Consider the following 21,015-nt stretch of genomic DNA (forward strand, 5'->3'; position numbering starts at 1 on the left):
GTCCGGCGCAATGGCCGGTTCAGGGGAGGGCAGGAGGTCCGCGCAAGGGAGGGCGGATCGCCCGGACCCGTGCAACACGCAGAACAGGCCGAGGCAGAAACCCAAGCGCCAGTATAAAGGCAAGCGCCGCGCCGAGCAGCAGCGGATCTGCCCCGCCCAGCATCGCATCGGCCATCACGGCATAGTCGCAATGGTTCTTGACCCCCGCCGTGCCGTTGTCTCGACCGGGCAGGGTGATGCTGCGCGTGATACGCTGTCCCAGCGAATCGGCGCAGATTTCCATGGTCAAAACCCGTGCCCCGTGGCCCGGCATATATCCCGCGGGCACCCACGCACGCACCAGCATGGCCAGCGCCAAAAGCGCGGCGGCCATCCAGCGATGGTTTAAGACAAGGCGGCGGATCGAATACACATCGGCTGCATAGCCCGGTGCGCATTCAACGTCATCCCGGCATATGAGGACAATTTGACCCAGCGCAGGTGGAAAGCGCGCACCCGATAATGGAAGGCAACTTGCCATCCGGCTTGGTTCGCGTTGGCGGGAAAATCCACCTTTCCCGCCAATATCCGTATCTGGCACAGGCCTTGCTTAACAACCCCCGCCGAAATCTTAACACGCAAAGCCCCGTTCAAGGGGTTTCGTCCGGGGAAGAACATATATGGCCACCGAGACATTTTATGACGTGATGCGCCGTCAGGGTATCACAAGGCGCAGCTTTACCAAGTTTTGCAGCCTGACCGCCGCCGCATTGGGTCTGCCGCCCGCCGCCGCCGCTCAGATCCAGGACGCGATGGAAACCAAGCCGCGCATTCCGGTGCTGTGGCTGCATGGGCTGGAATGCACCTGCTGTTCGGAAAGCTTTATCCGTTCGGGCCATCCGCTGGCCAAGGACGTCATCCTTTCGATGATCAGTCTGGATTATGACGACACGATCATGGCCGCCGCCGGTCATCAGGCCGAGGCGATCATTCAGGAAACCATCAAGAAGTACGACGGCAATTTCATCCTTGCGGTCGAGGGCAATCCGCCGCTCAATCAGGAGGGGATGAGCTGTATTATCGGCGGGCGTCCGTTCCTTGAACAGTTGAAAGAAGCCGCCGACCATTGCAAGGCGATCATCAGCTGGGGATCATGTGCAAGCTGGGGCTGCGTTCAGGCCGCGCGGCCCAATCCCACCCAGGCGACCCCGGTGCATAAGGTGCCCGGTCTGCCCGCAAAGCCCATCATCAAGGTGCCCGGCTGTCCGCCGATTGCCGAGGTGATGACGGCGGTGATCGCCTATATCCTGACCTTTGAGCGTTTCCCGGAGCTGGACCTTCAGGGCCGCCCCAAGATGTTCTATTCGCAGCGCATTCATGACAAATGCTATCGCCGCCCGCATTTCGACGCCGGGCAATTTGTCGAGAAATTCGACGATGAGGGGGCGCGCAAGGGCTATTGCCTGTATAAAGTCGGCTGCAAGGGGCCGACGACCTATAACGCCTGTTCGACGGTGCGCTGGAACGGCGGGCTTTCCTTCCCCATTCAGGCGGGGCATCCCTGCATCGGCTGTTCGGAAGATGGCTTCTGGGACAAGGGCAGCTTCTATGAACGCCTGACCGACATCAAGGGGTTCGGCATCGAGGCCAATGCCGACCAGATCGGCGGGACGGCGGCCGGCGTGGTGGGCATTGCCGCGGCCGCCCATGCCGCCGCCAGCGCGGTGAAACGCGCGCGCCAGAAGGCGGGCGAAGACACCAAATCCAATGAATTTGAGGGACAGGACTGATGGCCACGATTGCCACGCCCAATGGCTTTAACCTCGACAGCAGCGGCAAGCGCGTTGTCGTCGATCCCGTTACCCGCATCGAAGGGCACATGCGCTGCGAGGTCAACCTTGACGCCAACAATGTGATCCGCAACGCCGTTTCCACCGGCACGATGTGGCGCGGATTGGAAGTGATTCTGAAAGGCCGCGACCCGCGCGATGCATGGGCCTTTGTCCAGCGTATCTGCGGCGTCTGCACCGGCACCCATGCGCTGACCAGCGTGCGCGCGGTGGAAAATGCGTTGGGGATCGACATTCCCGAAAACGCCAATTCGATCCGCAACATCATGCAATTGTCGCTGCAGGTGCATGACCATCTGGTGCATTTTTATCACCTGCACGCGCTGGATTGGGTCAACCCGGTCAATGCTCTGAAAGCCGACCCCAAGGCCACCAGCGAGTTGCAGCAGAAAGTCTCGCCCAGCCATCCCAATTCTTCGCCCGGCTATTTCCGCGATGTGCAGACGCGCCTGCGCAAATTTGTCGAGAGCGGGCAATTGGGGCCGTTCAAGAATGGCTACTGGACCAACCCGGCCTATAAATTGCCGCCCGAAGCGGACCTGATGGCGGTGACGCATTATCTGGAAGCGCTGGATTTCCAGAAGGAAATCATGCGTGTGCGCACGATCTTTGGTGGCAAGGATATTCACCCCAACTGGCTGGTGGGCGGCGTGCCCTGCGCGATCAACATCGACGGCGATATGGCGGCGGGCGCGCCGATCAATATGGCCAGCCTGAACTATGTCATCGACATCACCCAGCGCTGCATCGAATTTGTCGAGAATGTCTATATTCCCGACCTGATGGCGATTGCCTCTTATTACAAGGGCTGGCTCTATGGCGGGGGCCTGTCGAACAAATCGCTGCTGGCCTATGGCGACATTCCCGACAAGGCCAATGATTACAGCCCCGCCAACCTGTTGATGCCGCGCGGGGCGATCATCAATGGCAAGCTGAATGAGGTCCACCCGGTCGATCTGGCCGACCTGACGCAAGTGCAGGAATTTGTGCCGCACAGTTGGTACAAATATGAGGACGAGAGCAAGGGCCTGCACCCGTGGGACGGCGTGACCGAACCGCATTACGAGCTGGGCAAGGGCGCCAAGGGCACCAGCACCCGCATCGAGGAAATCGACGAAAGCGCCAAATACAGCTGGATCAAGGCCCCGCGGTGGCGCGGCCATGCGATGGAGGTGGGGCCGCTGGCCCGCTATGTCATCGGCTATATGCAAGGCAACAAGGAGATCAAGGAGCAGGTTGATTGGGCCTTGAAAACGCTGGACGTGCCGATGGATGCGCTCTTCTCGACGCTGGGCCGCACCGCCGCGCGCGGGCTGGAGGCGCAGTGGGCCGCGCGCAAGCAGAAGTATTTCCTCGACAAGCTGATCGCCAATATCAAGGCGGGCGACACATCCACCGCCAACACCGCCAAATTCGACCCCAAGACATGGCCCTCCGAGGTCAAGGGCGTGGGCTTTACCGAGGCGCCGCGCGGGGCGTTGGGCCACTGGATCCGCATCAAGGATGGCAAGATCGACAATTACCAATGCGTCGTGCCCACCACTTGGAACGGCAGCCCGCGCGACAATCAGGGCAACATTGGCGCCTTTGAGGCCAGCCTGATGAACACCAAAGTCGAGCGCGCCGAGGAACCGGTGGAAATCCTGCGCACGCTGCACAGTTTCGACCCCTGCCTTGCCTGTTCGACCCATGTGATGGGGCCGGACGGTCAGGAAATGGCGCAGGTCAAGGTACGGTAAGGGAGAGGTTTGATGAAAGCGATTGGTAAAACTGTTCTGGCCGCCTCTGTCCTTGCGGCGACCGCTATGCCTGCGATGGCGCATCCGGGCCATGATGGTTCGATGATGGCGGGGTTGGCGCATCCGTTTTCGGGCGTGGACCATCTGGCCGCGATGGTGGCGGTGGGCCTGTGGGCGGCAACGCGGCCTGCGCGTTCGGCGATCATTGCGCCGGTGGCCTTTATGGGCGCGTTGGCGGCGGGCGCGGTGGTTGGGTTGATGACGGGCGCGCTGCCTATGGTTGAACCGATGGTGGCCGGTTCGGTGCTGGTGCTGGGCGCGCTGTTGGTGCTGGCCACGCGTTTGTCGTCCGGCCTTGGGCTGGGGCTGATCGTGGCGGCGGGCGCGGTGCATGGTCTGGCCCATGGCGCCGAGGCCAGCGGCAATCTGGCGGCCTATTTCGGCGGCTTCCTGCTCTCCTCGGCGTTGCTGCATGGCGCGGGCTATCGCATCGGACGGATGATCTTCTCACAGTCGCAAGGTCGGCTGGCGGCGGGCCTCGCGCTTGGCGCCACCGGCTTTGCGCTGCTAGCCGCATAAAGGAGGTGCGCCATGGCCAGCACTCCCATCGAAGAGCCGCTATCGAGCGAACCGGCCGTCTATGTCTATGAAGCGCCGGTGCGCATCTGGCACTGGATCAATGCGCTTGCCGTCACGGTGCTGTTTGTCACCGGCTATCTGATCGGATCGCCGCCCTTCACGCTGATGGGCGAGCCATCAAGCCACTATTTCTTCGGCTGGGTCCGCTTTCTGCATTTCAGCGCGGGGCAAATCATGGCGGTGGGCTTTGTCCTGCGTTTCTACTGGAGCTTTGTCGGCAACCACCACGCGCGCGAGATCTTCCGCCCGCCTTTCTGGCATATCGGTTTCTGGAAAGGCGTGCTGCACGAAATGCGCTGGTATGCGATGATCGAGGAGCATCCGCGCAAGTACATCGGCCACAATCCGCTGGCGATGGTTTCGATGCATATCCTGTTCGTCTGGGTCGGCCTGTTCATGATCGTCACCGGCTTTGCCCTTTATGGCGAGGGCGAGGGGCCGGGATGGATTCACACGGTCTTTACCGGCCCGGTCCTGTGGCTGTTTGGCGGCAATTCGCAGACGGTGCACACCTGGCACCATCTGGCGATGTGGGCGATGGTGATCTTTGTGATCGTCCACATCTATGCCGCCGTGCGCGAGGATATCATGTCGCGTCAGTCGATCATTTCCTCGATGATTTCGGGCTGGCGCAATTTCCGCGATGCCAAGCCGATTGATCGCGACACCTGATCGGTTTTGCCGCGTGCGATGGGAAAGGGGAGTGGGAAACCGCTCCCCTTTTTTTATGGAAGATTTGTTTCCACATCAGCTTTCCATAGTGGAAAGTAATCTTGCAATTAACCCTTTTGCTCCGGCGCCATCCCTAACCCATTTGGCCCGTATCTTCACGCTTTGGCAGGAACTGGCACAGCGCTTGCTATCCTTCTTTCCAAAGCGAAACCATTGCAGGAAATGGTGGGGAGCAATCCATGAACGAGCAAAAGCTCAACACACTTATTCTGGGCATCGGCAATCTGTTGTGGGCCGATGAAGGCTTTGGCGTGCGCACGGTCGAGCATCTCCATCGCCACTGGTCATTCCCTGACCATGTGCGGCTGATGGATGGCGGAACGCAGGGCATTTATCTGGTGCAGGACATCCGCGAGGCCGATCTGTTGGTGGTGTTCGATGCGGTGGATTACGGCCTGCCCCCCGCTACGATGAAAGTTGTCGAGGGCGAGGAAGTGCCCAGCTTCCTTGGCGCGAAAAAGATCTCGCTGCATCAGACCGGCTTTCAGGAAGTGCTGGCCATGGCCGAGATGATGGGGGAGCCACCTTCCGAAATCCTGCTGGTGGGGGTTCAGCCTGAAGAACTGGAGGATTTCGGCGGCTCTCTTCGCGAAAGTGTCAAGGCGCAGATGGAGCCTGCCATTGAGGTGGCGCTCAAATGGCTTGCCTCGCGCGGGGTTCATGCCACGCGCCGCCCGGTGCCGCTTTCGCCCGAACAGGGCATCGGCAGCCTCGAAATGCTGATGGAGCATTATGAGGCCGCCCGCCCGGATGCCGATCAGGCCCCCCGCCATGGCGACGCGCGCGTGCTGGCCGATGGCTGGGCCGGACCTGCGGGGCCACAGGACCATGAGGCCGAGATCCAGTCGATCCTTGGCGGGTCCAATCTGAAGGTTGCGCTGTAATGTGCGTTGGCCTGCCCATGCGCGTGGTGGAAAATGGCGCGGGCTTTGCGCTGTGCCATCATGACGGGGCGCTGCATTCCATCGATACGTCGCTGGTGGGGGATTGCGTGCCCGGCGAATGGCTGATGACCTTCCTTGGCGCGGCGCGTGAAAAGATGGACGAGGAGACCGCCCTTCAAACCCTGGCCGCCACCGATGCGCTGGCCGCTTTGCTGCGCGGCGAACCTGTCGATCTGGACGCCGCCTTTGCCGATCTGATCACCCGCGAGCCGAAATTGCCAGATCACCTTATGCCGGAGAACCGCCCATGAGCGACCTTTCCCCCGAACTCGACCGCTCGGCTCATTCGCCGCTGCTTGCCTCTATCATCGCGCGCCACGGTTACGCCGTGGTGGGCGAGGAGGATTTTGACGCCATTGCCGCGTCCCATCCGCTCGCAATGCTGCTGGTGGCGGGCGACTGGTGGCGGCTGGCCGAATGCGATGATCTGGCCGTGGTGGTGCCGGAACTGGACAAGGCGCTGGGCGGGCATGTCGGCGTGTTGGTCGCCGCGCGCGATGCCGAGCGCGCGATGCAGCGCCGTTTTCGTTTTGCCGCTTTCCCCGCGCTGATCTTCCTTCGCGAAGGGCAATATCTGGGCGCGATGGAGGGTATTCGCGACTGGTCCGATTACATGAACGAACTGCCCGACATGCTGGGGCGCGAGCCGTCCGATCCGCCGCCCTTCCGCATGCCTTCTGGCTGCGCCACGCCCAACGGAGACGCATGATGAACCCGGAAATCGAAACCTTGCTCAGCGCTCTGGTCGGCCCCGGCAGCCAGCCTGACGGCCCGGATGATGCCAAGCTGGATTACATGATCATGCCCGAGGAAATGCGGGTGTTCTCGATGGCCAGCATCCCGGCCGATGCCGCCGATCATGCCGCCGGCGTTGCGGCGGGTGAAGCGATCCTGGCCGCGTTAAACCGTGTTGCGGCGGGCGGGCCGGAGGAAAGCGTCGATCTGGCCCATTTGGCGCCTGCTGACCTTGCCTTTGTTGACCAATTGCTGGGCGAGGGCGAAGTGTCTGTCGTGCTGGGCGATAGTTACCAAGCCCAGGAATCGGTGCTGGCGGGCGTGTGGCGCGTGCGCGGGACGGGCGAGCGGCGCGGCGACCGAGTGGACATTGGCGCCTTTCCCGCCGGTTTCATCGCCGCCGCCTTTGGCCGGGCGCGGGGCGAGGTGACGATCCCTGAAAGGACATTTGACGGCCTGTTCAACGCACCCGCCCTGATTGCCGAGATCAACGCCCATATTCCCGGCACGGCCACGCGCACCGATCCGCATGTCATCAACCTCTCGCTGCTGCCCCATACCGAGGGCGATCTGCTGTTCCTTGAAGAAGCGCTGGGCAAGGGCGATCTTATCATCCTGTCGCGCGGCTATGGCAATTGTCGGATCCGCAGCACGGGGACGCGGCATAATTGGTGGGTGCGCTATTTCAATTCGCAGGACACGCTGATCCTCAACACGATCGAGATCAGCGCTCTGCCCGCCGTGGCGCAGGCCGCGCCCGAAGACATTGCCGACAGCGCCGAACGGCTGGCCGAAATCATGGACACCTATCGGTGACGGGACAGCACTTCTTCGACGGCTCGTTCGGCGGCGATACGGCCAAGATCGGCCCCGATACGCGGCTGGAATGCAAAATCTGCTGGCATATCTATGACCCCGCCGACGGTTGCACATATTGGCAGGTGGCGCCCGGCACGCCCTTTGCCGATTTGCCCGACCATTGGACATGCCCGCAATGCGATGCGCCCAAACAAGGCTTTATGGTGGTGGAATGAACCAGCACGAACCATGGGCCGCGCAGGTCGAGGCCGTGTTTTCCGACATCGCGCAAACGCGCATGGTGGGCGTTCCGGTGATGAATGATGCGCTGGGCGTGGCGATGCGCGGGGCCTGTGTAACCGATGGTTGGCGCATGGGTGTTCTGGTGACGCCTTGGTTTATGAATTTGATGGCGGTGGCCCCCGATGATGATGCCCCCGCGCGGGTGGGGGAAAAGCGTAATCTGGCCCTGCCTTCGGGAGCATACGAAGCGATCCGGGGATATGAAGAGGCCATAGGATTTTATTGGTCGGTCTCGCTGTTTTCCCCCATGTTTGAATTTGCAACGATGGAGGCCGCCATCGCCACGGCCGACGCCGCAATGGCCGAGATCACGACTGCACCGGCCCCGCCCGAACCTGATGTTCAACCCGCGCTCAGCCGACGTGCGCTGTTCCGCCTGCCGCGTGAGGATGCCGCATGAGCGGACCCGCCATCCGCATCGTCACGAGCCCGGCAGGCAGCCGGATCGAATATTGCGCGATCCCCAATGTGCAGGACCTGCTGATCGGCCTGCCCGCGGATAAAGTGGGGCAGGCCCTGCGCCGCCTTCACGGGATTTGCCGCGAGGCGCAGGGACTGGTTGGCGAAATGGCTGTGGCGGCGGCGATGGGGCAATCCACCGCGCACGACGAATTGGACCGGCGCATCGCGCGCGTTCATGCCGAAGCCCGGCGCGAGACGGGTCTGCGCCTGTGTCTCGATTGGCCGGCGCTGATCGGCGAGGCGCCGCAACCTGCGCTGGCAAGAGAGGTGCTGGCAGAGGATTGGCGCGGTGTGGAGGCATCGGGGCTGGCCGCAAGAATACTGGATCGAGCGCCCGTATCCCTGCGCCCCATCTTTGCGGCGCGATTGAATGGTGAACCTGTCGCGCCTGAAATGACTTCCCCTGAACCCGGCACAGGGGTGGCCAGTCTGAATTGCGCAAGGGGACGGCTGACCCATCGCGTGGCGCTTCACAATGGGCGGGTCGCCGCCTACACCATTGACGCGCCCACGGCCCGCCGGTTCGCTCGGCACGGGGACGCCGCCTCCATGTTGGCGCCTTGCCGGGATGCGGACGCGACAATGTGGGTTATGCATGCGATCGATCCCTGTGTGGAATGGTGCATGGACATGACGGGGGAGGATGCCTGATGCATGAAATGGCGATATGCGAATCCATCCGTCAAATCCTTGAAGAACAGGCCGATTCGGCCGGATTTACACGGGTGGAGCGGGTGAAACTGGCCATTGGCGCGCTGTCTGGCGTGGAACCGGAAGCGTTGCGTTTTGGCTTTGACGTGGTGATGCGCGGCGGCGTGGCCGAAGGCGCTCGGCTGGAAATCGAGGATGTGGCGGCCAGCGCATGGTGCATGCCATGCGCGGCCAATGTGGCGATTGCCGCGCGCTATGATGCCTGCCCGCAATGCGGGTCCTATCAATTGCAGATTACGGGTGGGCAAGACATGACCATTCGCGAATTGGAGGTTTTGTGATGTGTACGGTTTGCGGATGCGGCGATGGCGGGGCCAAGCTGGAACACGGGCATCATCACCATGATCACGAACATCATGGCCACCATCATCATCACGACGATTACGATCATGGCCACGATCATGGCCACGATCATGGCCATCATCACCATCATGGCGATGATCTGCACTATGGCCAAGGCGCGGCTGGCGTTTCCGTTCCGGGCATGACCCAGACGCGCCTGATCCAGTTGGAAGCCGACATCATGGGCAAGAACGCCATCTTTGCTACTGCCAATCGGGATCGTTTTTCGGCATCGGGCATTCTTGCGCTCAATCTGGTGTCTTCGCCGGGATCGGGCAAAACCACGTTGCTGTGCCGTACACTGACCGAGATCGCGGGTGAATTTCCCGTGGCCGTGATCGAGGGCGACCAGCAGACCAGCGCGGACGCCGACCGTATCCGCGCCACCGGGGCGCCCGCGATCCAGATCAACACCGGCAAGGGATGCCATCTCGACGGCCATATGGTGGGCCATGCGGTGGAACATCTTGCCCCAGCCGAGGGCAGCGTGTTGTTCATCGAGAACGTCGGCAATCTGGTGTGCCCCGCTGCCTTTGACCTTGGCGAGGGGGCGCGTGTGGCGATCCTTTCCGTCACCGAGGGTGAGGACAAACCGCTCAAATATCCCGATATGTTTGCCAGCGCCGATCTGGTTCTGGTCAACAAGGTCGATCTTTTGCCGCATCTGGATTTCGATATTGATTTGGCCATCGCCAACGCCCGCCGCGTCAATCCGCGCGTGCGCCTGATCCGCGTTTCGGCGCGCAGCGGCGAGGGTATGGGCCAATGGCTCGACTGGCTGCGGGCGGCGCGGGCGATGGCTCTGGCCTCGCGCCCATTGGCGGAGGGTTGATCCCATGTGCCTTGCGATCCCAGCGCAGGTGGTGGAACTGCTGCCCGATGGTATGGCCACGGTGTCGGCGGGCGGCGTGACGCGCATCGTTTCGGTGGCGCTGGTCGATGATGTGGCGCTGGGCGATTATGTGCTGCTTCATGTCGGCTATGCGCTGCACAAAATCAGTGCGGAAGAAGCCGAGGCCACGCTGAAAATGATGGCCGAGGCGGGGCTGATCGAGGAAGAACTGGGGGGCGGGCAATGAAATATGTCTCCGAATTTCGCGACCCGGCGCTGGCGCAAAGCCTTGCCACGGCGATTGCGCGCGAGGCTGATCCGGCGCGCTCCTATGCCTTCATGGAGTTCTGCGGCGGGCATACCCATGCGATCTTCCGCTATGGGGTTCAGGATCTGGTGCCGTCCAATGTGCGCTTTGTGCATGGGCCGGGGTGTCCGGTCTGCGTGTTGCCGATGCGGCGTCTGGACGATGCGCTCGAACTGGCCGAGCGGCATGGCGTGATCCTGGCCACCTATGGCGACATGATGCGCGTGCCGGGCAGTGGGCGGCGATCCATGCTGACGGCGCGGGGCGCGGGGGCCGATATACGCATGGTCTATTCGCCGCTCGACGCTCTGGCGCTGGCACGGGACAATCCGGGGCGGCAGGTGGTGTTCATGGGGATCGGCTTTGAAACCACCACCCCCGCCACCGGCATGGCCATCCTGACCGCGCGGGCGCAGGGGTTGGCCAATTTCAGCGTGTTCTGCAACCATGTGCTGACCCCGCCCGCGATGGAGCATGTACTGGCCGCGCCGGGCATTGCGCTGGATGGGTTTCTGGGGCCAAGCCATGTTTCGACGGTGATCGGCGCATCGGCCTATCGCCCCTTGGTGGCGCAATATGGGCGGCCGATGGTGATCGCCGGGTTTGAGCCTCTGGATGTGCTGCAATCGGTGCTGATGCTGATCAGGCAGGTGAATGAGGGGCGATGTGAGGCCGAGAACCAATATGCGCGCGTGGTGACCGATGCGGGCAACACGCGGGCGCAGGACGTGATCGAGGAGGTCTTTGCCCTGCGCGAAACCTTTGAATGGCGCGGTTTGGGCAGCGTGCCCCGCAGCGCCCGCGCGATCCGGCCGACGTTGGCCGATTTCGACGCCGAGGCGCGTTTCACCATCAGCGAGAAGCAGAGCCGCGAGGTCAAATCCTGCGAATGCCCCGCCATCTTGCGCGGGGTGAAGAGCCCCAAGGATTGCAAATTGTTCGGCAAGGCATGCACGCCCGAAACGCCGATGGGGGCCTGTATGGTGTCCTCCGAAGGATCCTGCGCGGCTTATTACACCTATCGCCGCGCAGAAACCTTGGCAGCCATGGGGGCCCAAATGGAGGCGGCGGAATGAGCGGCATCCTGCGCCCCGGAGCCGCCGTCGAAATGGCGCATGGTGGAGGCGGCATGGCCACCACGCGCCTGATCCGCGAAATCTTTGCCCGACATTTCGCCAATCCCATCCTTGATCAGGGGCATGACGCGGCCCGCCTCAACCTGCCGCATGGCCGGATGGTGATGAGCACCGACGCCCATGTCATCAGCCCGCTGGAATTTCCCGGCGGCGATATCGGGTCGCTGGCCGTGCATGGCACGATCAATGATGTGGCCATGGGGGGCGCGATGCCGGTGGCCCTGTCTGCTGCCTTTATCATCGAGGAAGGCCTGCCGCTTGAAACGCTGGACCGCATCGCGGCCAGCATGGGCGAGGCGGCGCGCAAGGCGGGCGTACCCATCGTCACGGGCGACACCAAGGTGGTCGAGCGCGGGGCCGCCGATGGCCTGTTCATCACCACAACCGGCATCGGCATCATCCCCGAAGGCGTCGAAATCGCCCCTGAACGCATCGCACCGGGCATGGCGATCCTGCTGTCGGGCACGCTGGGCGATCATGGCGTGGCGATATTGAGCCAGCGGCAGGGTCTGGCCTTTGGCACGACAATCGAGAGCGACAGTGCGGCGTTGCATCGGATGGTGGGCGATATGCTGGCGGCGGTGCCTTCGATTGCCTGTTTGCGTGATCCTACGCGGGGCGGCTTGTCGGCTACGCTCAACGAATTGGCCGAGGCGGCGGGGGTGGGCATGACGCTGCGCGAGGCCGCGATCCCTGTACGGCCCGAAGTGGCGGGGGCGTGTGAATTGCTCGGCCTCGACCCCATCCATATCGCCAATGAGGGCAAGCTGGTCTGTATCTGTCCCGATGATCAGGCCGAGGCGGTGCTGTCCATCATGCGCGCCCATCCCGAAGGGCGCGATGCCGTGCAAATCGGCACGGTGGGCGCATCCATGCCCCCCGGCACGCCCGGATTGCTGCGCATGGAAACGCTGATTGGCGGGATGCGCGTGGTTGACTGGTTGGCGGGTGAGCAATTGCCCAGAATCTGCTAGGGGGCTGGTTTATGACGCAATCTGCCCTGCCTACCATCCTGATCGTCGATGACGAGATCCGCAGCCTTGAATCCCTGCGCCGCATTCTGGAGGATGAGTTCGAGGTCTTGACGGCTTCATCCACGCGTGAGGCCGAGGAGATGCTGTCCCAGCATTGGGTACAGGTGATCCTGTGCGACCAGCGCATGCCCGAACGCAGCGGGGTGGAGTTTCTGACGCTGGTGAAGGAGCGCTGGCCCGATGTGATCCGCATGATTATTTCGGGCTATGCCGATGCGCATGACATTATCGACGGGATCAATCAGGCGGGCATTTTTCAATATGTGACCAAGCCATGGCATCCCGACCATCTGCTCCTGACGCTGCATTCGGCCTGCCGCCTATTTCAGCTTCAGCGCGAGAACGAATTGCTGGCGGTCGAACTGCGCATGGCGCCCAAGGCCGCCAGCGCGGTGGTGGACAAGCGCAAAGCGCAGGTGCGCCGCGCCTATGACTTCAACGACGGCATCGTGCGCAGCCATGGCAGCCCGATGGATGACGTTTGCGGCGCGCTGGCACAGGTCGCGCCCTTTGATGTGCCGGTGCTGCTGATCGGATCATCGGGCACGGGCAAGGAACTGGCGGCGCGGGCGCTGCACTATGGCTCGCTGCGCTGGAACAAGGCGTTTGTGGTGGAAAATTGCGGCGCCTTGCCCGATGAATTGCTGGAAAGCGAATTGTTCGGCCACAAAAAGGGGGCGTTCACCGGGGCCATTGATGACCACATTGGCCTGTTTGAACGGGCCGATGGCGGCACGGTGTTCCTTGACGAGATCGGCGAGGTCAGCCCGGCCTTTCAGGTCAAATTGCTGCGCGTGTTGCAGGAAGGCGAGATCCGCCCGCTGGGCCATGGCCGCACGCGCAAGGTCGATGTGCGCGTCATCGCCGCCACCAACCGCGATTTGGAAGAGGAAGTGCGCGAGGGCCGGTTCCGCGCCGATCTGTTCTATCGGTTGGCGGGCATGATCGTGCGCCTGCCCGACCTCAAAGACCGCCCCGGCGATCTGCCGGTGCTGGTGCAGACCTTGCTGGACCGGGCCATGGGCAACATGGGCAAGCGTGTGCAGGGCGTTTCGGATGAGGCGATGGCGCGCTTGTCGGCTTACGCATGGCCGGGCAATGTGCGTGAATTGCAGAATGAGATTCAGCGCATGCTGGTGCGCGGGGTGGAAGGGCGCTGGCTGGGGGTGGATGTGCTTTCGCCCCATATCGCCGCGCCCGTGTCCCGCGCGCCGGTTGCGCAGGCTGATGCCGCGCCCGATCTGGGTGACCTGACCGGCGATCTCAAGGAGCGCGTCTGTGCGATGGAGGCGCGGATCATCCGGGAAACGCTGATCCGGCACCGTTGGAACAAATCGCAGGCGGCGCGCGAATTGGGCCTCTCGCGCGTGGGGCTGCGGGCCAAACTCGAACGCTATGGTCTGGAAAATGTCCATCCGTTGCGGGAAGCGGCCGGACGCGGGACGGTGAGCCGATGATGCATCAGGGGGGCAATGACAGGTTCGAAGGGCGGTTCGATCCGGCCCATGTCGATTGTCCGCATGACCCCATGCCGGAATTGTCGATGCCGGGCGACGGCGCCTTTCATGGCGAGGATATGTGGATCGATGTCATCCGCAAGATGGACGATGTCTATGCCGATCTCGTCACCAGCCAGACCGCGTTGGAAGAGCGCAACGTCGCGCTGGAACATGCCTTGGCCGAACTGGACGCAGCGCATCAGAAATTGCGCCAGACCCAGCAGCAATTGCTGACCAGCGAGAAGATGGCCGCATTGGGGCGATTGGTGGCGGGCGTGGCGCATGAGCTGAACAATCCGATCAGCTTTGTGTTCGGCAATATGTATGCGCTCAAACGCTATGGCGGGGCGATCACGCAATATCTGGCCGCGATTGATGAAGGGCGAGGCGGGGGCGAACTGGCGGCGTTGCGCGAAAAGCTCAAAATTGACCGGGTGCTGTCTGACATCGGCCCGCTGGTCGATGGCACGCTGGAAGGGGCCGAGCGGGTGCGCGACATCGTGCAGGACCTGCGCCGCTTTTCCGCCAATCAGCGCGAACCGCTGGAAAGTTTCAACCTCGTCCGTCTGGTTCATACGGCGGCCGATTGGGTTCTGAAGGCTTTGCGCGATCCGCCCGAATTGCAATGCGATTTGCCCGAAACGCTGGAGATCGCCAGCCGCAAGGGGCAATTGCATCAGATCCTCGTTAACCTTGTCCAGAACGCCGCCGATGCGCTTAAGGACAAACAAGGGGGCGTCATTCGGATCAGTTCCGATCAATCCCAGAACATGATCGCCCTGCATGTTGCCGATAATGGGCAAGGGGTTGCCCGCGAGCATCAGGACAAGATTTTTGAACCCTTTTTCACCACCAAGCCGATTGGCGCGGGGACGGGACTGGGGCTTTATGTCTCCTATACGATGGCGGGGAAATTGGGCGGCAATCTGGAATATGCCGATGCGCCGGGCGGTGGTGCGATGTTCACGCTGCGCATGCCCGTATCCAGCCCCGAAGGAGGCGAGGAATGAGCTATCCATCGGGCACGGCCCAGCGTCCCTTGCGCCTGATCTGGCTGCAATCGGGGGGATGTGGCGGCTGCACGCTCTCGCTCATCGGGCAACAGGAACCGGATTTGGTATCGGCCCTGCGCGCCGCCCATGTCGAGGTGCTGTGGCACCCCTCGCTGTCCGAGGCGACGGGTGCGGAAGCGCGCGCGATATTGGACGCGGCGGCCGATGGGCGCGATCCGGTCGATATTCTGTGCCTTGAAGGATCGGTCATCCACGGCCCCAATGGCACAGGCGGCTTTCACCTGATGGCGGGCACGGGCCGGCCCATGCGCGACATGATCCACGCCATTGCGCAACATGCCACCCATGTCATCGCCGTCGGTTCCTGCGCGGCCTATGGCGGGATCACGATGGGCGGCGGCAATGCGGTGGAGGCGGGCGGGCTTGCCTATAATGGGCGGACCTCTGGCGGGTTGCTGGGTGCGGGATTCCGCGGGCGGGGCGGATTGCCGGTCATCAACATCGCCGGTTGTCCGATCCATCCGGGGTGGTTCGTCGATACAATCCTGCAACTGGCAGGGGGCACATTGAACGCGACCGATCTGGATGAATGGGAACGCCCCTTGGCCTATACGTCCAGCCTTGTTCACCACGGCTGCGCCCGCAACGAATATTATGAATTCAAGGCCAGCGCCGAGGAACTGGGCGACCTTGGCTGCATGATGGAAAACCTTGGATGCAAGGGGACGCAGGCGCGGGCCGATTGCAACACGCGGGCGTGGAACGGGTCTGGCTCTTGCCTGACGGGTGGATACCCCTGCATCAATTGCACCGCGCCGGGGTTTGAGGAGCCGGGGCACAGTTTTTCAACCACACCCAAGATCAGCGGCATTCCCATCGGCTTGCCCACCGACATGCCCAAGGCATGGTTTGTCGCTCTGGCCAGCCTGTCCAAGGCCGCAACGCCCCGCCGGTTGAAGGAAAATGCCGCTAGGCCCACGCCCGCCATTCTGCCGCGTGACAAGCGCAAGGAGGGCGTATGAGTGACAAGCCATCGCGCCTGATCCTCGGCCCGTTCAACCGGGTGGAGGGCGATCTAGAGGTGCGGCTCGACATTGCGGGCGATCATGTCGAGGGGGCGCGTGTCACCTCGCCGCTTTATCGCGGGTTCGAGGCGATGCTGGTCGGGCGGCCTGCGGCCGATGCCTTGACCTATGCCCCGCGCATTTGCGGCATTTGTTCGGTGTCGCAAAGCGTGGCGGCGTCGCGGGCCTTGGCGGGTGTGCGCCCCGCCGGGATGCAGCGGCAATTGCCGCCCGCCAACGGGCAACATGCGATCAATCTGGTCCATGCGGTGGAAAATATCGCGGACCATATCACGCATTTCTATCTGTTCTTCATGCCCGATTTCGCCCGCGCAACCTATGCCGACGAGCCGTGGCATGAAGGTGCCGCCATGCGTTTTACCGCGCTCAAAGGGACGGCGGCGACCCAGATGTTGCCCGCCCGTGCCGGTTTGATGAACATGATGGGCATTCTGGCCGGGAAATGGCCGCATACGCTCTCGATTCAGCCGGGCGGATCGACGCGGGCCATCACGCGGGCGGAACAGGCGCGGTTGCGGTTGATGCTGGCCGGGTTTCGCGGTTTTTGCGAAAATGTGCTGTTTGGCGCGTCGCTGGAAACGGTGGCGGCCATATCCAGCCGCGACGCGCTCTACGCCTTTGCACAGGGTAATCGCGGCGATTTTGCCCATTTCCTTAAGATTGCGCGGCACCTTGGCTTGGCGCGGTCGGGCGTGACGCGTCTTCGCCATATCGCCTTTGGGGCCTATGCCGGGGCCGACGGGCCGCTGTTTCCCAGAGGCATGTTCGACGCCGGGCTGGGCGTGGCGGGGGCCTTGCCCATTGGCGCGATTACCGAGGACGTGTCGCACGCATGGTATGTGGGTGAAGGCGGCCCCCCGCGTCAGGCTGCGCCCGCGCCTGACATGAGCAATCCTGATGCCTATAGCTGGTGCAAGGCGCCGCGCCTTGATGGGCGCGTGGCTGAGGTTGGCGCCCTTTCGCGGCAATTGGTGGCGGGGCATCCCTTGCTGCGCGATTATGTCGCGCGCGATGGGGCCAGTGTCGAGGCCCGCGTGGTGGCGCGGATCATCGAGGTTGCTCTGGTGGTCATGGCGATGGAGCAATGGGTGGCGGCCATCGACCCTTCGGCGCCCTTTCAGGATACGCGCCCGCGTCTGGATACGGGCGATGCCATGGGCCTGACCGAGGCGGCGCGGGGGAGCCTTGGCCATTGGCTGAGGCTGGATGGAGGGAGGATCAGCCATTACCAGATCATCGCCCCCACGACATGGAACTTCTCGCCCCGCGACGCGCTAGGCGTGCCCGGTCCCCTGGAGCAGGCCTTGGTCGGAGCGCCGATCCGTCCGGGCGAAACCGAGCCGGTGGCTGTGCAGCATATCGTGCGCAGCTTTGACCCCTGCATGGTCTGCACGGTGCATTGATGCCGGTCACGGGGCGCAGCATCCGTGTGCGCGGGACGGTTCAGGGGGTGGGGTTCCGCCCCTTCGTCTGGCGTCTGGCGCAGGATCTGGCGTTGACGGGCGAAGTGTCGAATGACGGGCAGGGGGTACTGATCTCGGCGTGGGGTCCGGTGTCGGCGCTGGCCGATCTTGAACGCCGTTTGCGCAGCGATGCACCGCCTTTGGCCAAAGTTGTTGCGGTCGAAACCAAGGCTATATCGGGCGAACAGCCATCGGGTTTTCATATCGTCGAAAGCGGCCATGGCGCGGCCAATACGGCCATTCCTCCCGATGCGGCGACTTGCCCGGCCTGCCTTGCCGAAATTCGCGATCCGGTGGAGCGCCGACACGGCTATGCCTTTACCAATTGCACCCATTGCGGCCCGCGATTGACCATCGCCCGCGCCATTCCGTGGGATCGGGGGCAAACCAGCATGACCGATTTCCCGATGTGCGCGGCCTGTCTGGAACAATATGAAGACCCGGCGGATCGGCGCTTTCATGCACAACCCATCGCCTGTGCCGATTGCGGCCCGCGTTTGTGGATCGAAGGGGCGCAGGGCGATCCTATCAATGCGGCGGTGCAATTGCTGCGCGATGGCGCCATCGTCGCGATCAAGGGGCTGGGCGGGTTCCATCTGGCGTGTGACGCGTGGAACGGGGCCGTCATCGAGGAATTGCGAAGGCGCAAAGGGCGGGGCAGCAAGCCTTTCGCCGTGATGACCCCATGCCCGCAAGACATTTGCGATGTTTCCGATCAGGCGTGGCAGATCCTGAAAAGCGCTGCGGCCCCCATTGTGCTGTTGCCGCATGTCGCGTCCTTGCCCGATGCCCTGGCGCCCGGTCAGGATCACATTGGCGTGATGTTGCCCGCGACACCATTGCATCATTTGCTGTGCGAATCCTTTGGCGGGCCGTTGGTGATGACATCGGGCAATCGCAGCGACGAACCGCAGGTGATCGACAATGACGCGGCCCGCGCGGCGTTGGCGGGGATTGCCGATGCTTTCCTGATGCACGACCGGCCCATCCAGAACCGGCTGGATGACAGTGTTCTGGCCATGGATGAATGCGGCGCGTCATTGCCCATTCGCCGCGCGCGGGGCTATGCGCCCGCGCCCTTGTCGCTTCCCTTTGGTGACTTGCGAAAGGTGTTGGCCTGCGGGGGGGAGTTGAAGGCGACCTTCACCCTGATCCGTGATGGCGAGGCGATCGTTGGCCCGCATATCGGCGATCTGGAACAGGCGGCGGCGCTTGGCGACTATCGGGCCATGCTCGATCTCTATCGGCGATTGTTTGACTTTACCCCGCAGATCGTCGCTGTGGATGCGCACCGGTCCTATCTCTCGACCCAGATCGGTGAAATGGTCGCGCAGGAATGCGGCGCCCGGTTGGCCCGCGTCGCGCATCACCACGCTCATATGGCCGCTTGTCTGGCCGACAATGGCATGGGTGATGACGATTATGTGGGATTGCTGCTCGACGGATTGGGAATGGGGCCGGATGGAAAGCTGTGGGGCGGTGAGGTCCTTTACGGCGGCTATCGTCATGTCGAACGTGTCGCAGGTTTTGCTCCGGTCCCGCTGATCGGCGGATCGGCGGCGATGAAGGAACCGTGGCGCAACCTTCTGGCGCATTTGCGCGCCGCATTCGGCGCAGAATGGCGCAATCTTTCAGCGCCGGTGATGGCGCATTTGCCCGACGAGACCAAGTTGCGCTTGGCCGAAAGCATGATCGACAGTGGTACGAATTGTCCGCCATGTTCGTCCGCAGGCCGGTTGTTTGACGCGGTCGCGGCGGCGCTGGGCATTTACCCGGCGCGTGTCGGGCATGAAGGTCAGGCGGCCATGGCGCTGGAGGCGATGGCGCGGCCATGGGATGAAAAGGCATGGGACATCGAACCCGCGCTGGAATGGGGGGGATTGTGGCGCGCCTTGCTGGCTGATCTTGGCAAAGGCGTCGATAAGGGGCGGATCGCGGCCCGCTTCCACGCCACATTGGCGTCGGCCTTGGCCCATCAGGCGGCATTGGCGGGGCGTCCGGGGCAACATGTCGTGCTGTCGGGCGGCGTGATGCAGAACCGGGTCTTGCTGGCCGCGCTGCGTCGGGAAATCCGGGCGCGGGATATGGTCCCGCTGGCCCATCGGCACGTTCCGGCCAATGACGGCGGCCTGTCTTTGGGACAGGGCATCATCGCCGCGTTAAGGGGAGAGGGTGAATGAGGCTCAACGAACATCCGCTGCGCCGTCAGGTGGTGGGCGAAATGCATTTGCGGCGCTGGCCTGCGATCCATGCCCCGGCGCAAATTGTGCAGGTGCTGCGTTTGGTGACGCCCGAAGAACGCGCGGCGCATCGGGCGATGCTGGACAACTGGCTGGGCCAATCGGAAAACCCCCGTCATGCCGAAGGTGAGTTGGCGCCCGGCATTTCCTTTGTGTGGGAGCAGCATAGCGAGGCATGCGGCATCACCCTGTTCATGCAGGAACCCCATGCCGATCCGTCCGAAGCCATGGCATGGATCGAGCGTTTTCCGGGCCAGACCATGCGCGCGACCCGCATCCATGTCGTCGAAAATCAGGCACAGGCCCGCGACATGCTGCCCCAAATGGGCTTTGTCGGCAGCGATCTGATTTCATGCCTGATCGGGGCGTCGGGCGTGCGTCTCTGGTCCGATTTCCGGATTGGGGACGAAGGTCTGGGTATTGCATTGGTGGCGGGCAATGGGGCGGCACCCGCCGATCTTGCGCGATTGCTGCAAAGGTTTCAGGAATTGGGCAATTACCGCAATCTGGCGCTGATGGGCTTGCCGGTGGCGCAGGCTTACTGGCCAAGGCTGGATGCGGCAGAGGCGACGTTGCGACAATTGGCCGCCGATGTCGCCAATCCTGAAACGACCGACGATGCGCTGCTCGAACGCGTGTCGGTGCTCAGCCTTGATCTGATGTCGCTTTCCACCGAAACCAATTACCGGATGAGCGCTACCGACGCCTATGCCCAATTGGTCGAGGAGCGTCTGGCCGGATTAATGCCGCGCGCGATCCCCGGCTATCCCAGCCTTGAGGATTTTACCCAGCGCCGCCTGCTGCCCGCGATCCGCACCGCGCAGGCCTATTCGCGGCGGTTGGAGGATATGTCGGGGCGGGCGGCGCATTTTACGTCGCTGTTGCGCACCCGTGTTGAAACCCGCATCGAAAATCAGAATGGCCGATTGCTGCGCAGCATGGAGCGTTCATCCAGCCTGCAATTGCGGCTTCAACAATTGGTCGAAGGCCTTTCTGTCGTCGCGCTCAGCTATTACGGCATCAGCTTGATCGGCTATATGCTGAAAGCCGCCGAGCATCGTTTCGAACATTTCCCGGCGGCCGAAATCATGGGCGTTTTGGTGCCGTTGGTGGTGGTGTCCATGTGGCTGGGCCTGCACCGGATGAAGGCGCGGGTTATGGGTGAACATTAA

The 21,015-nt window shown here is 62.8% G+C and carries 23 protein-coding genes; 22 read left to right on the plus strand and 1 reads right to left on the minus strand.

Going from position 1 to position 21,015, the window contains the following annotated elements:
* Window positions 1-19 precede the first annotated feature (19 nt).
* The gene (locus AC2S2E_RS11740) at window positions 20-373 is read right to left on the minus strand and encodes a DUF2946 family protein (RefSeq protein WP_476104047.1); all 354 of its coding nucleotides are present in this window, start codon (window positions 371-373) and stop codon (window positions 20-22) included.
* A 286-nt stretch (window positions 374-659) separates the two neighbouring features.
* Between AC2S2E_RS11740 and AC2S2E_RS11745 the strand changes: the two genes are divergently transcribed.
* The 22 genes from AC2S2E_RS11745 to AC2S2E_RS11850 all read left to right on the plus strand — a co-directional run bounded on the left by AC2S2E_RS11745 (window position 660) and on the right by AC2S2E_RS11850 (window position 21,015).
* The gene (locus AC2S2E_RS11745) at window positions 660-1,769 is read left to right on the plus strand and encodes a hydrogenase small subunit (protein WP_486522456.1); all 1,110 of its coding nucleotides are present in this window, start codon (window positions 660-662) and stop codon (window positions 1,767-1,769) included.
* Window positions 1,769-3,568 (plus strand): nickel-dependent hydrogenase large subunit, encoded by a 1,800-nt coding sequence (locus AC2S2E_RS11750; RefSeq protein ID WP_476104041.1) that lies wholly within the window; start codon window positions 1,769-1,771, stop codon window positions 3,566-3,568. Before AC2S2E_RS11745 ends, AC2S2E_RS11750 begins: the two co-directional genes overlap by 1 nt.
* Window positions 3,569-3,580: 12 nt before the next feature.
* A complete protein-coding gene (locus AC2S2E_RS11755) occupies window positions 3,581-4,147 on the plus strand; it encodes a HupE/UreJ family protein (protein ID WP_486522457.1) in 567 nt (188 codons plus the stop codon).
* A gap of 12 nt (window positions 4,148-4,159) precedes the next feature.
* Window positions 4,160-4,879 (plus strand): Ni/Fe-hydrogenase, b-type cytochrome subunit, encoded by a 720-nt coding sequence (gene cybH, locus AC2S2E_RS11760; RefSeq protein WP_476104035.1) that lies wholly within the window; start codon window positions 4,160-4,162, stop codon window positions 4,877-4,879.
* 239 nt (window positions 4,880-5,118) lie between these two features.
* Window positions 5,119-5,823: a HyaD/HybD family hydrogenase maturation endopeptidase gene (locus AC2S2E_RS11765; protein ID WP_476104033.1), complete on the plus strand. Its 705-nt coding sequence runs from the start codon at window positions 5,119-5,121 to the stop codon at window positions 5,821-5,823.
* Window positions 5,823-6,134 carry a HypC/HybG/HupF family hydrogenase formation chaperone gene (locus AC2S2E_RS11770; protein WP_486522458.1) on the plus strand — a complete coding sequence of 104 codons (312 nt, stop codon included), beginning with the start codon at window positions 5,823-5,825 and terminating at the stop codon, window positions 6,132-6,134. The genes AC2S2E_RS11765 and AC2S2E_RS11770 overlap by 1 nt, the downstream gene beginning before the upstream one ends.
* Window positions 6,131-6,592, plus strand: a complete 462-nt coding sequence (locus tag AC2S2E_RS11775) for a thioredoxin domain-containing protein (RefSeq protein WP_486522459.1) — start codon at window positions 6,131-6,133, stop codon at window positions 6,590-6,592. Before AC2S2E_RS11770 ends, AC2S2E_RS11775 begins: the two co-directional genes overlap by 4 nt.
* A complete protein-coding gene (locus AC2S2E_RS11780) occupies window positions 6,589-7,434 on the plus strand; it encodes a hydrogenase expression/formation protein (RefSeq protein ID WP_486522460.1) in 846 nt (281 codons plus the stop codon). The genes AC2S2E_RS11775 and AC2S2E_RS11780 overlap by 4 nt, the downstream gene beginning before the upstream one ends.
* The gene (locus tag AC2S2E_RS11785) at window positions 7,431-7,652 is read left to right on the plus strand and encodes a rubredoxin (protein ID WP_486522461.1); all 222 of its coding nucleotides are present in this window, start codon (window positions 7,431-7,433) and stop codon (window positions 7,650-7,652) included. The genes AC2S2E_RS11780 and AC2S2E_RS11785 overlap by 4 nt, the downstream gene beginning before the upstream one ends.
* Entirely contained in the window at window positions 7,649-8,119 is a 471-nt protein-coding gene (hybE, locus tag AC2S2E_RS11790; RefSeq protein ID WP_486522462.1) for a [NiFe]-hydrogenase assembly chaperone HybE, read from the plus strand. Before AC2S2E_RS11785 ends, hybE begins: the two co-directional genes overlap by 4 nt.
* Window positions 8,116-8,832 (plus strand): Ni,Fe-hydrogenase I large subunit, encoded by a 717-nt coding sequence (locus AC2S2E_RS11795; RefSeq protein ID WP_486522463.1) that lies wholly within the window; start codon window positions 8,116-8,118, stop codon window positions 8,830-8,832. Before hybE ends, AC2S2E_RS11795 begins: the two co-directional genes overlap by 4 nt.
* Window positions 8,832-9,173, plus strand: coding sequence for a hydrogenase maturation nickel metallochaperone HypA (gene hypA / locus AC2S2E_RS11800; protein WP_486522464.1), 342 nt, complete (start codon window positions 8,832-8,834; stop codon window positions 9,171-9,173). Before AC2S2E_RS11795 ends, hypA begins: the two co-directional genes overlap by 1 nt.
* Entirely contained in the window at window positions 9,173-10,066 is an 894-nt protein-coding gene (gene hypB, locus AC2S2E_RS11805) for a hydrogenase nickel incorporation protein HypB (RefSeq protein ID WP_486524590.1), read from the plus strand. The genes hypA and hypB overlap by 1 nt, the downstream gene beginning before the upstream one ends.
* A 4-nt stretch (window positions 10,067-10,070) precedes the next feature.
* A complete protein-coding gene (locus AC2S2E_RS11810; protein WP_476104014.1) occupies window positions 10,071-10,313 on the plus strand; it encodes a HypC/HybG/HupF family hydrogenase formation chaperone in 243 nt (80 codons plus the stop codon).
* On the plus strand, window positions 10,310-11,449 hold the full coding sequence (gene hypD, locus AC2S2E_RS11815; protein WP_486522465.1) for a hydrogenase formation protein HypD: 1,140 nt from the start codon (window positions 10,310-10,312) through the stop codon (window positions 11,447-11,449). The genes AC2S2E_RS11810 and hypD overlap by 4 nt, the downstream gene beginning before the upstream one ends.
* Window positions 11,446-12,483 (plus strand): hydrogenase expression/formation protein HypE, encoded by a 1,038-nt coding sequence (hypE, locus tag AC2S2E_RS11820; RefSeq protein WP_486522466.1) that lies wholly within the window; start codon window positions 11,446-11,448, stop codon window positions 12,481-12,483. The genes hypD and hypE overlap by 4 nt, the downstream gene beginning before the upstream one ends.
* Window positions 12,484-12,494: 11 nt before the next feature.
* Entirely contained in the window at window positions 12,495-14,000 is a 1,506-nt protein-coding gene (locus tag AC2S2E_RS11825; protein ID WP_486522467.1) for a sigma-54-dependent transcriptional regulator, read from the plus strand.
* The gene (locus AC2S2E_RS11830; RefSeq protein ID WP_486522468.1) at window positions 13,997-15,052 is read left to right on the plus strand and encodes a sensor histidine kinase; all 1,056 of its coding nucleotides are present in this window, start codon (window positions 13,997-13,999) and stop codon (window positions 15,050-15,052) included. Before AC2S2E_RS11825 ends, AC2S2E_RS11830 begins: the two co-directional genes overlap by 4 nt.
* On the plus strand, window positions 15,049-16,077 hold the full coding sequence (locus AC2S2E_RS11835) for an NADH-quinone oxidoreductase subunit B family protein (RefSeq protein ID WP_486522469.1): 1,029 nt from the start codon (window positions 15,049-15,051) through the stop codon (window positions 16,075-16,077). Before AC2S2E_RS11830 ends, AC2S2E_RS11835 begins: the two co-directional genes overlap by 4 nt.
* Window positions 16,074-17,543, plus strand: a complete 1,470-nt coding sequence (locus tag AC2S2E_RS11840) for a nickel-dependent hydrogenase large subunit (protein WP_486522470.1) — start codon at window positions 16,074-16,076, stop codon at window positions 17,541-17,543. Before AC2S2E_RS11835 ends, AC2S2E_RS11840 begins: the two co-directional genes overlap by 4 nt.
* A complete protein-coding gene (gene hypF, locus AC2S2E_RS11845) occupies window positions 17,543-19,783 on the plus strand; it encodes a carbamoyltransferase HypF (protein WP_486522471.1) in 2,241 nt (746 codons plus the stop codon). Before AC2S2E_RS11840 ends, hypF begins: the two co-directional genes overlap by 1 nt.
* On the plus strand, window positions 19,780-21,015 hold the full coding sequence (locus tag AC2S2E_RS11850) for a DUF3422 domain-containing protein (RefSeq protein WP_486522472.1): 1,236 nt from the start codon (window positions 19,780-19,782) through the stop codon (window positions 21,013-21,015). The genes hypF and AC2S2E_RS11850 overlap by 4 nt, the downstream gene beginning before the upstream one ends.

This window comes from Novosphingobium sp. 550D, assembly GCF_057401885.1.

Bases quoted from the DNA above. Each gene is read 5' to 3' on its own strand.
- AC2S2E_RS11740 (WP_476104047.1), bottom strand. From the start codon at position 373: ATGGCCGCCGCGCTTTTGGCGCTGGCCATGCTGGTGCGTGCGTGGGTG.
- AC2S2E_RS11745 (WP_486522456.1), top strand. From the start codon at position 660: ATGGCCACCGAGACATTTTATGACGTGATGCGCCGTCAGGGTATCACA.
- AC2S2E_RS11750 (WP_476104041.1), top strand. From the start codon at position 1,769: ATGGCCACGATTGCCACGCCCAATGGCTTTAACCTCGACAGCAGCGGC.
- AC2S2E_RS11755 (WP_486522457.1), top strand. From the start codon at position 3,581: ATGAAAGCGATTGGTAAAACTGTTCTGGCCGCCTCTGTCCTTGCGGCG.
- cybH (WP_476104035.1), top strand. From the start codon at position 4,160: ATGGCCAGCACTCCCATCGAAGAGCCGCTATCGAGCGAACCGGCCGTC.
- AC2S2E_RS11765 (WP_476104033.1), top strand. From the start codon at position 5,119: ATGAACGAGCAAAAGCTCAACACACTTATTCTGGGCATCGGCAATCTG.
- AC2S2E_RS11770 (WP_486522458.1), top strand. From the start codon at position 5,823: ATGTGCGTTGGCCTGCCCATGCGCGTGGTGGAAAATGGCGCGGGCTTT.
- AC2S2E_RS11775 (WP_486522459.1), top strand. From the start codon at position 6,131: ATGAGCGACCTTTCCCCCGAACTCGACCGCTCGGCTCATTCGCCGCTG.
- AC2S2E_RS11780 (WP_486522460.1), top strand. From the start codon at position 6,589: ATGATGAACCCGGAAATCGAAACCTTGCTCAGCGCTCTGGTCGGCCCC.
- hybE (WP_486522462.1), top strand. From the start codon at position 7,649: ATGAACCAGCACGAACCATGGGCCGCGCAGGTCGAGGCCGTGTTTTCC.
- AC2S2E_RS11795 (WP_486522463.1), top strand. From the start codon at position 8,116: ATGAGCGGACCCGCCATCCGCATCGTCACGAGCCCGGCAGGCAGCCGG.
- hypA (WP_486522464.1), top strand. From the start codon at position 8,832: ATGCATGAAATGGCGATATGCGAATCCATCCGTCAAATCCTTGAAGAA.
- hypB (WP_486524590.1), top strand. From the start codon at position 9,173: ATGTGTACGGTTTGCGGATGCGGCGATGGCGGGGCCAAGCTGGAACAC.
- AC2S2E_RS11810 (WP_476104014.1), top strand. From the start codon at position 10,071: ATGTGCCTTGCGATCCCAGCGCAGGTGGTGGAACTGCTGCCCGATGGT.
- hypD (WP_486522465.1), top strand. From the start codon at position 10,310: ATGAAATATGTCTCCGAATTTCGCGACCCGGCGCTGGCGCAAAGCCTT.
- hypE (WP_486522466.1), top strand. From the start codon at position 11,446: ATGAGCGGCATCCTGCGCCCCGGAGCCGCCGTCGAAATGGCGCATGGT.
- AC2S2E_RS11825 (WP_486522467.1), top strand. From the start codon at position 12,495: ATGACGCAATCTGCCCTGCCTACCATCCTGATCGTCGATGACGAGATC.
- AC2S2E_RS11830 (WP_486522468.1), top strand. From the start codon at position 13,997: ATGATGCATCAGGGGGGCAATGACAGGTTCGAAGGGCGGTTCGATCCG.
- AC2S2E_RS11835 (WP_486522469.1), top strand. From the start codon at position 15,049: ATGAGCTATCCATCGGGCACGGCCCAGCGTCCCTTGCGCCTGATCTGG.
- AC2S2E_RS11840 (WP_486522470.1), top strand. From the start codon at position 16,074: ATGAGTGACAAGCCATCGCGCCTGATCCTCGGCCCGTTCAACCGGGTG.
- hypF (WP_486522471.1), top strand. From the start codon at position 17,543: ATGCCGGTCACGGGGCGCAGCATCCGTGTGCGCGGGACGGTTCAGGGG.
- AC2S2E_RS11850 (WP_486522472.1), top strand. From the start codon at position 19,780: ATGAGGCTCAACGAACATCCGCTGCGCCGTCAGGTGGTGGGCGAAATG.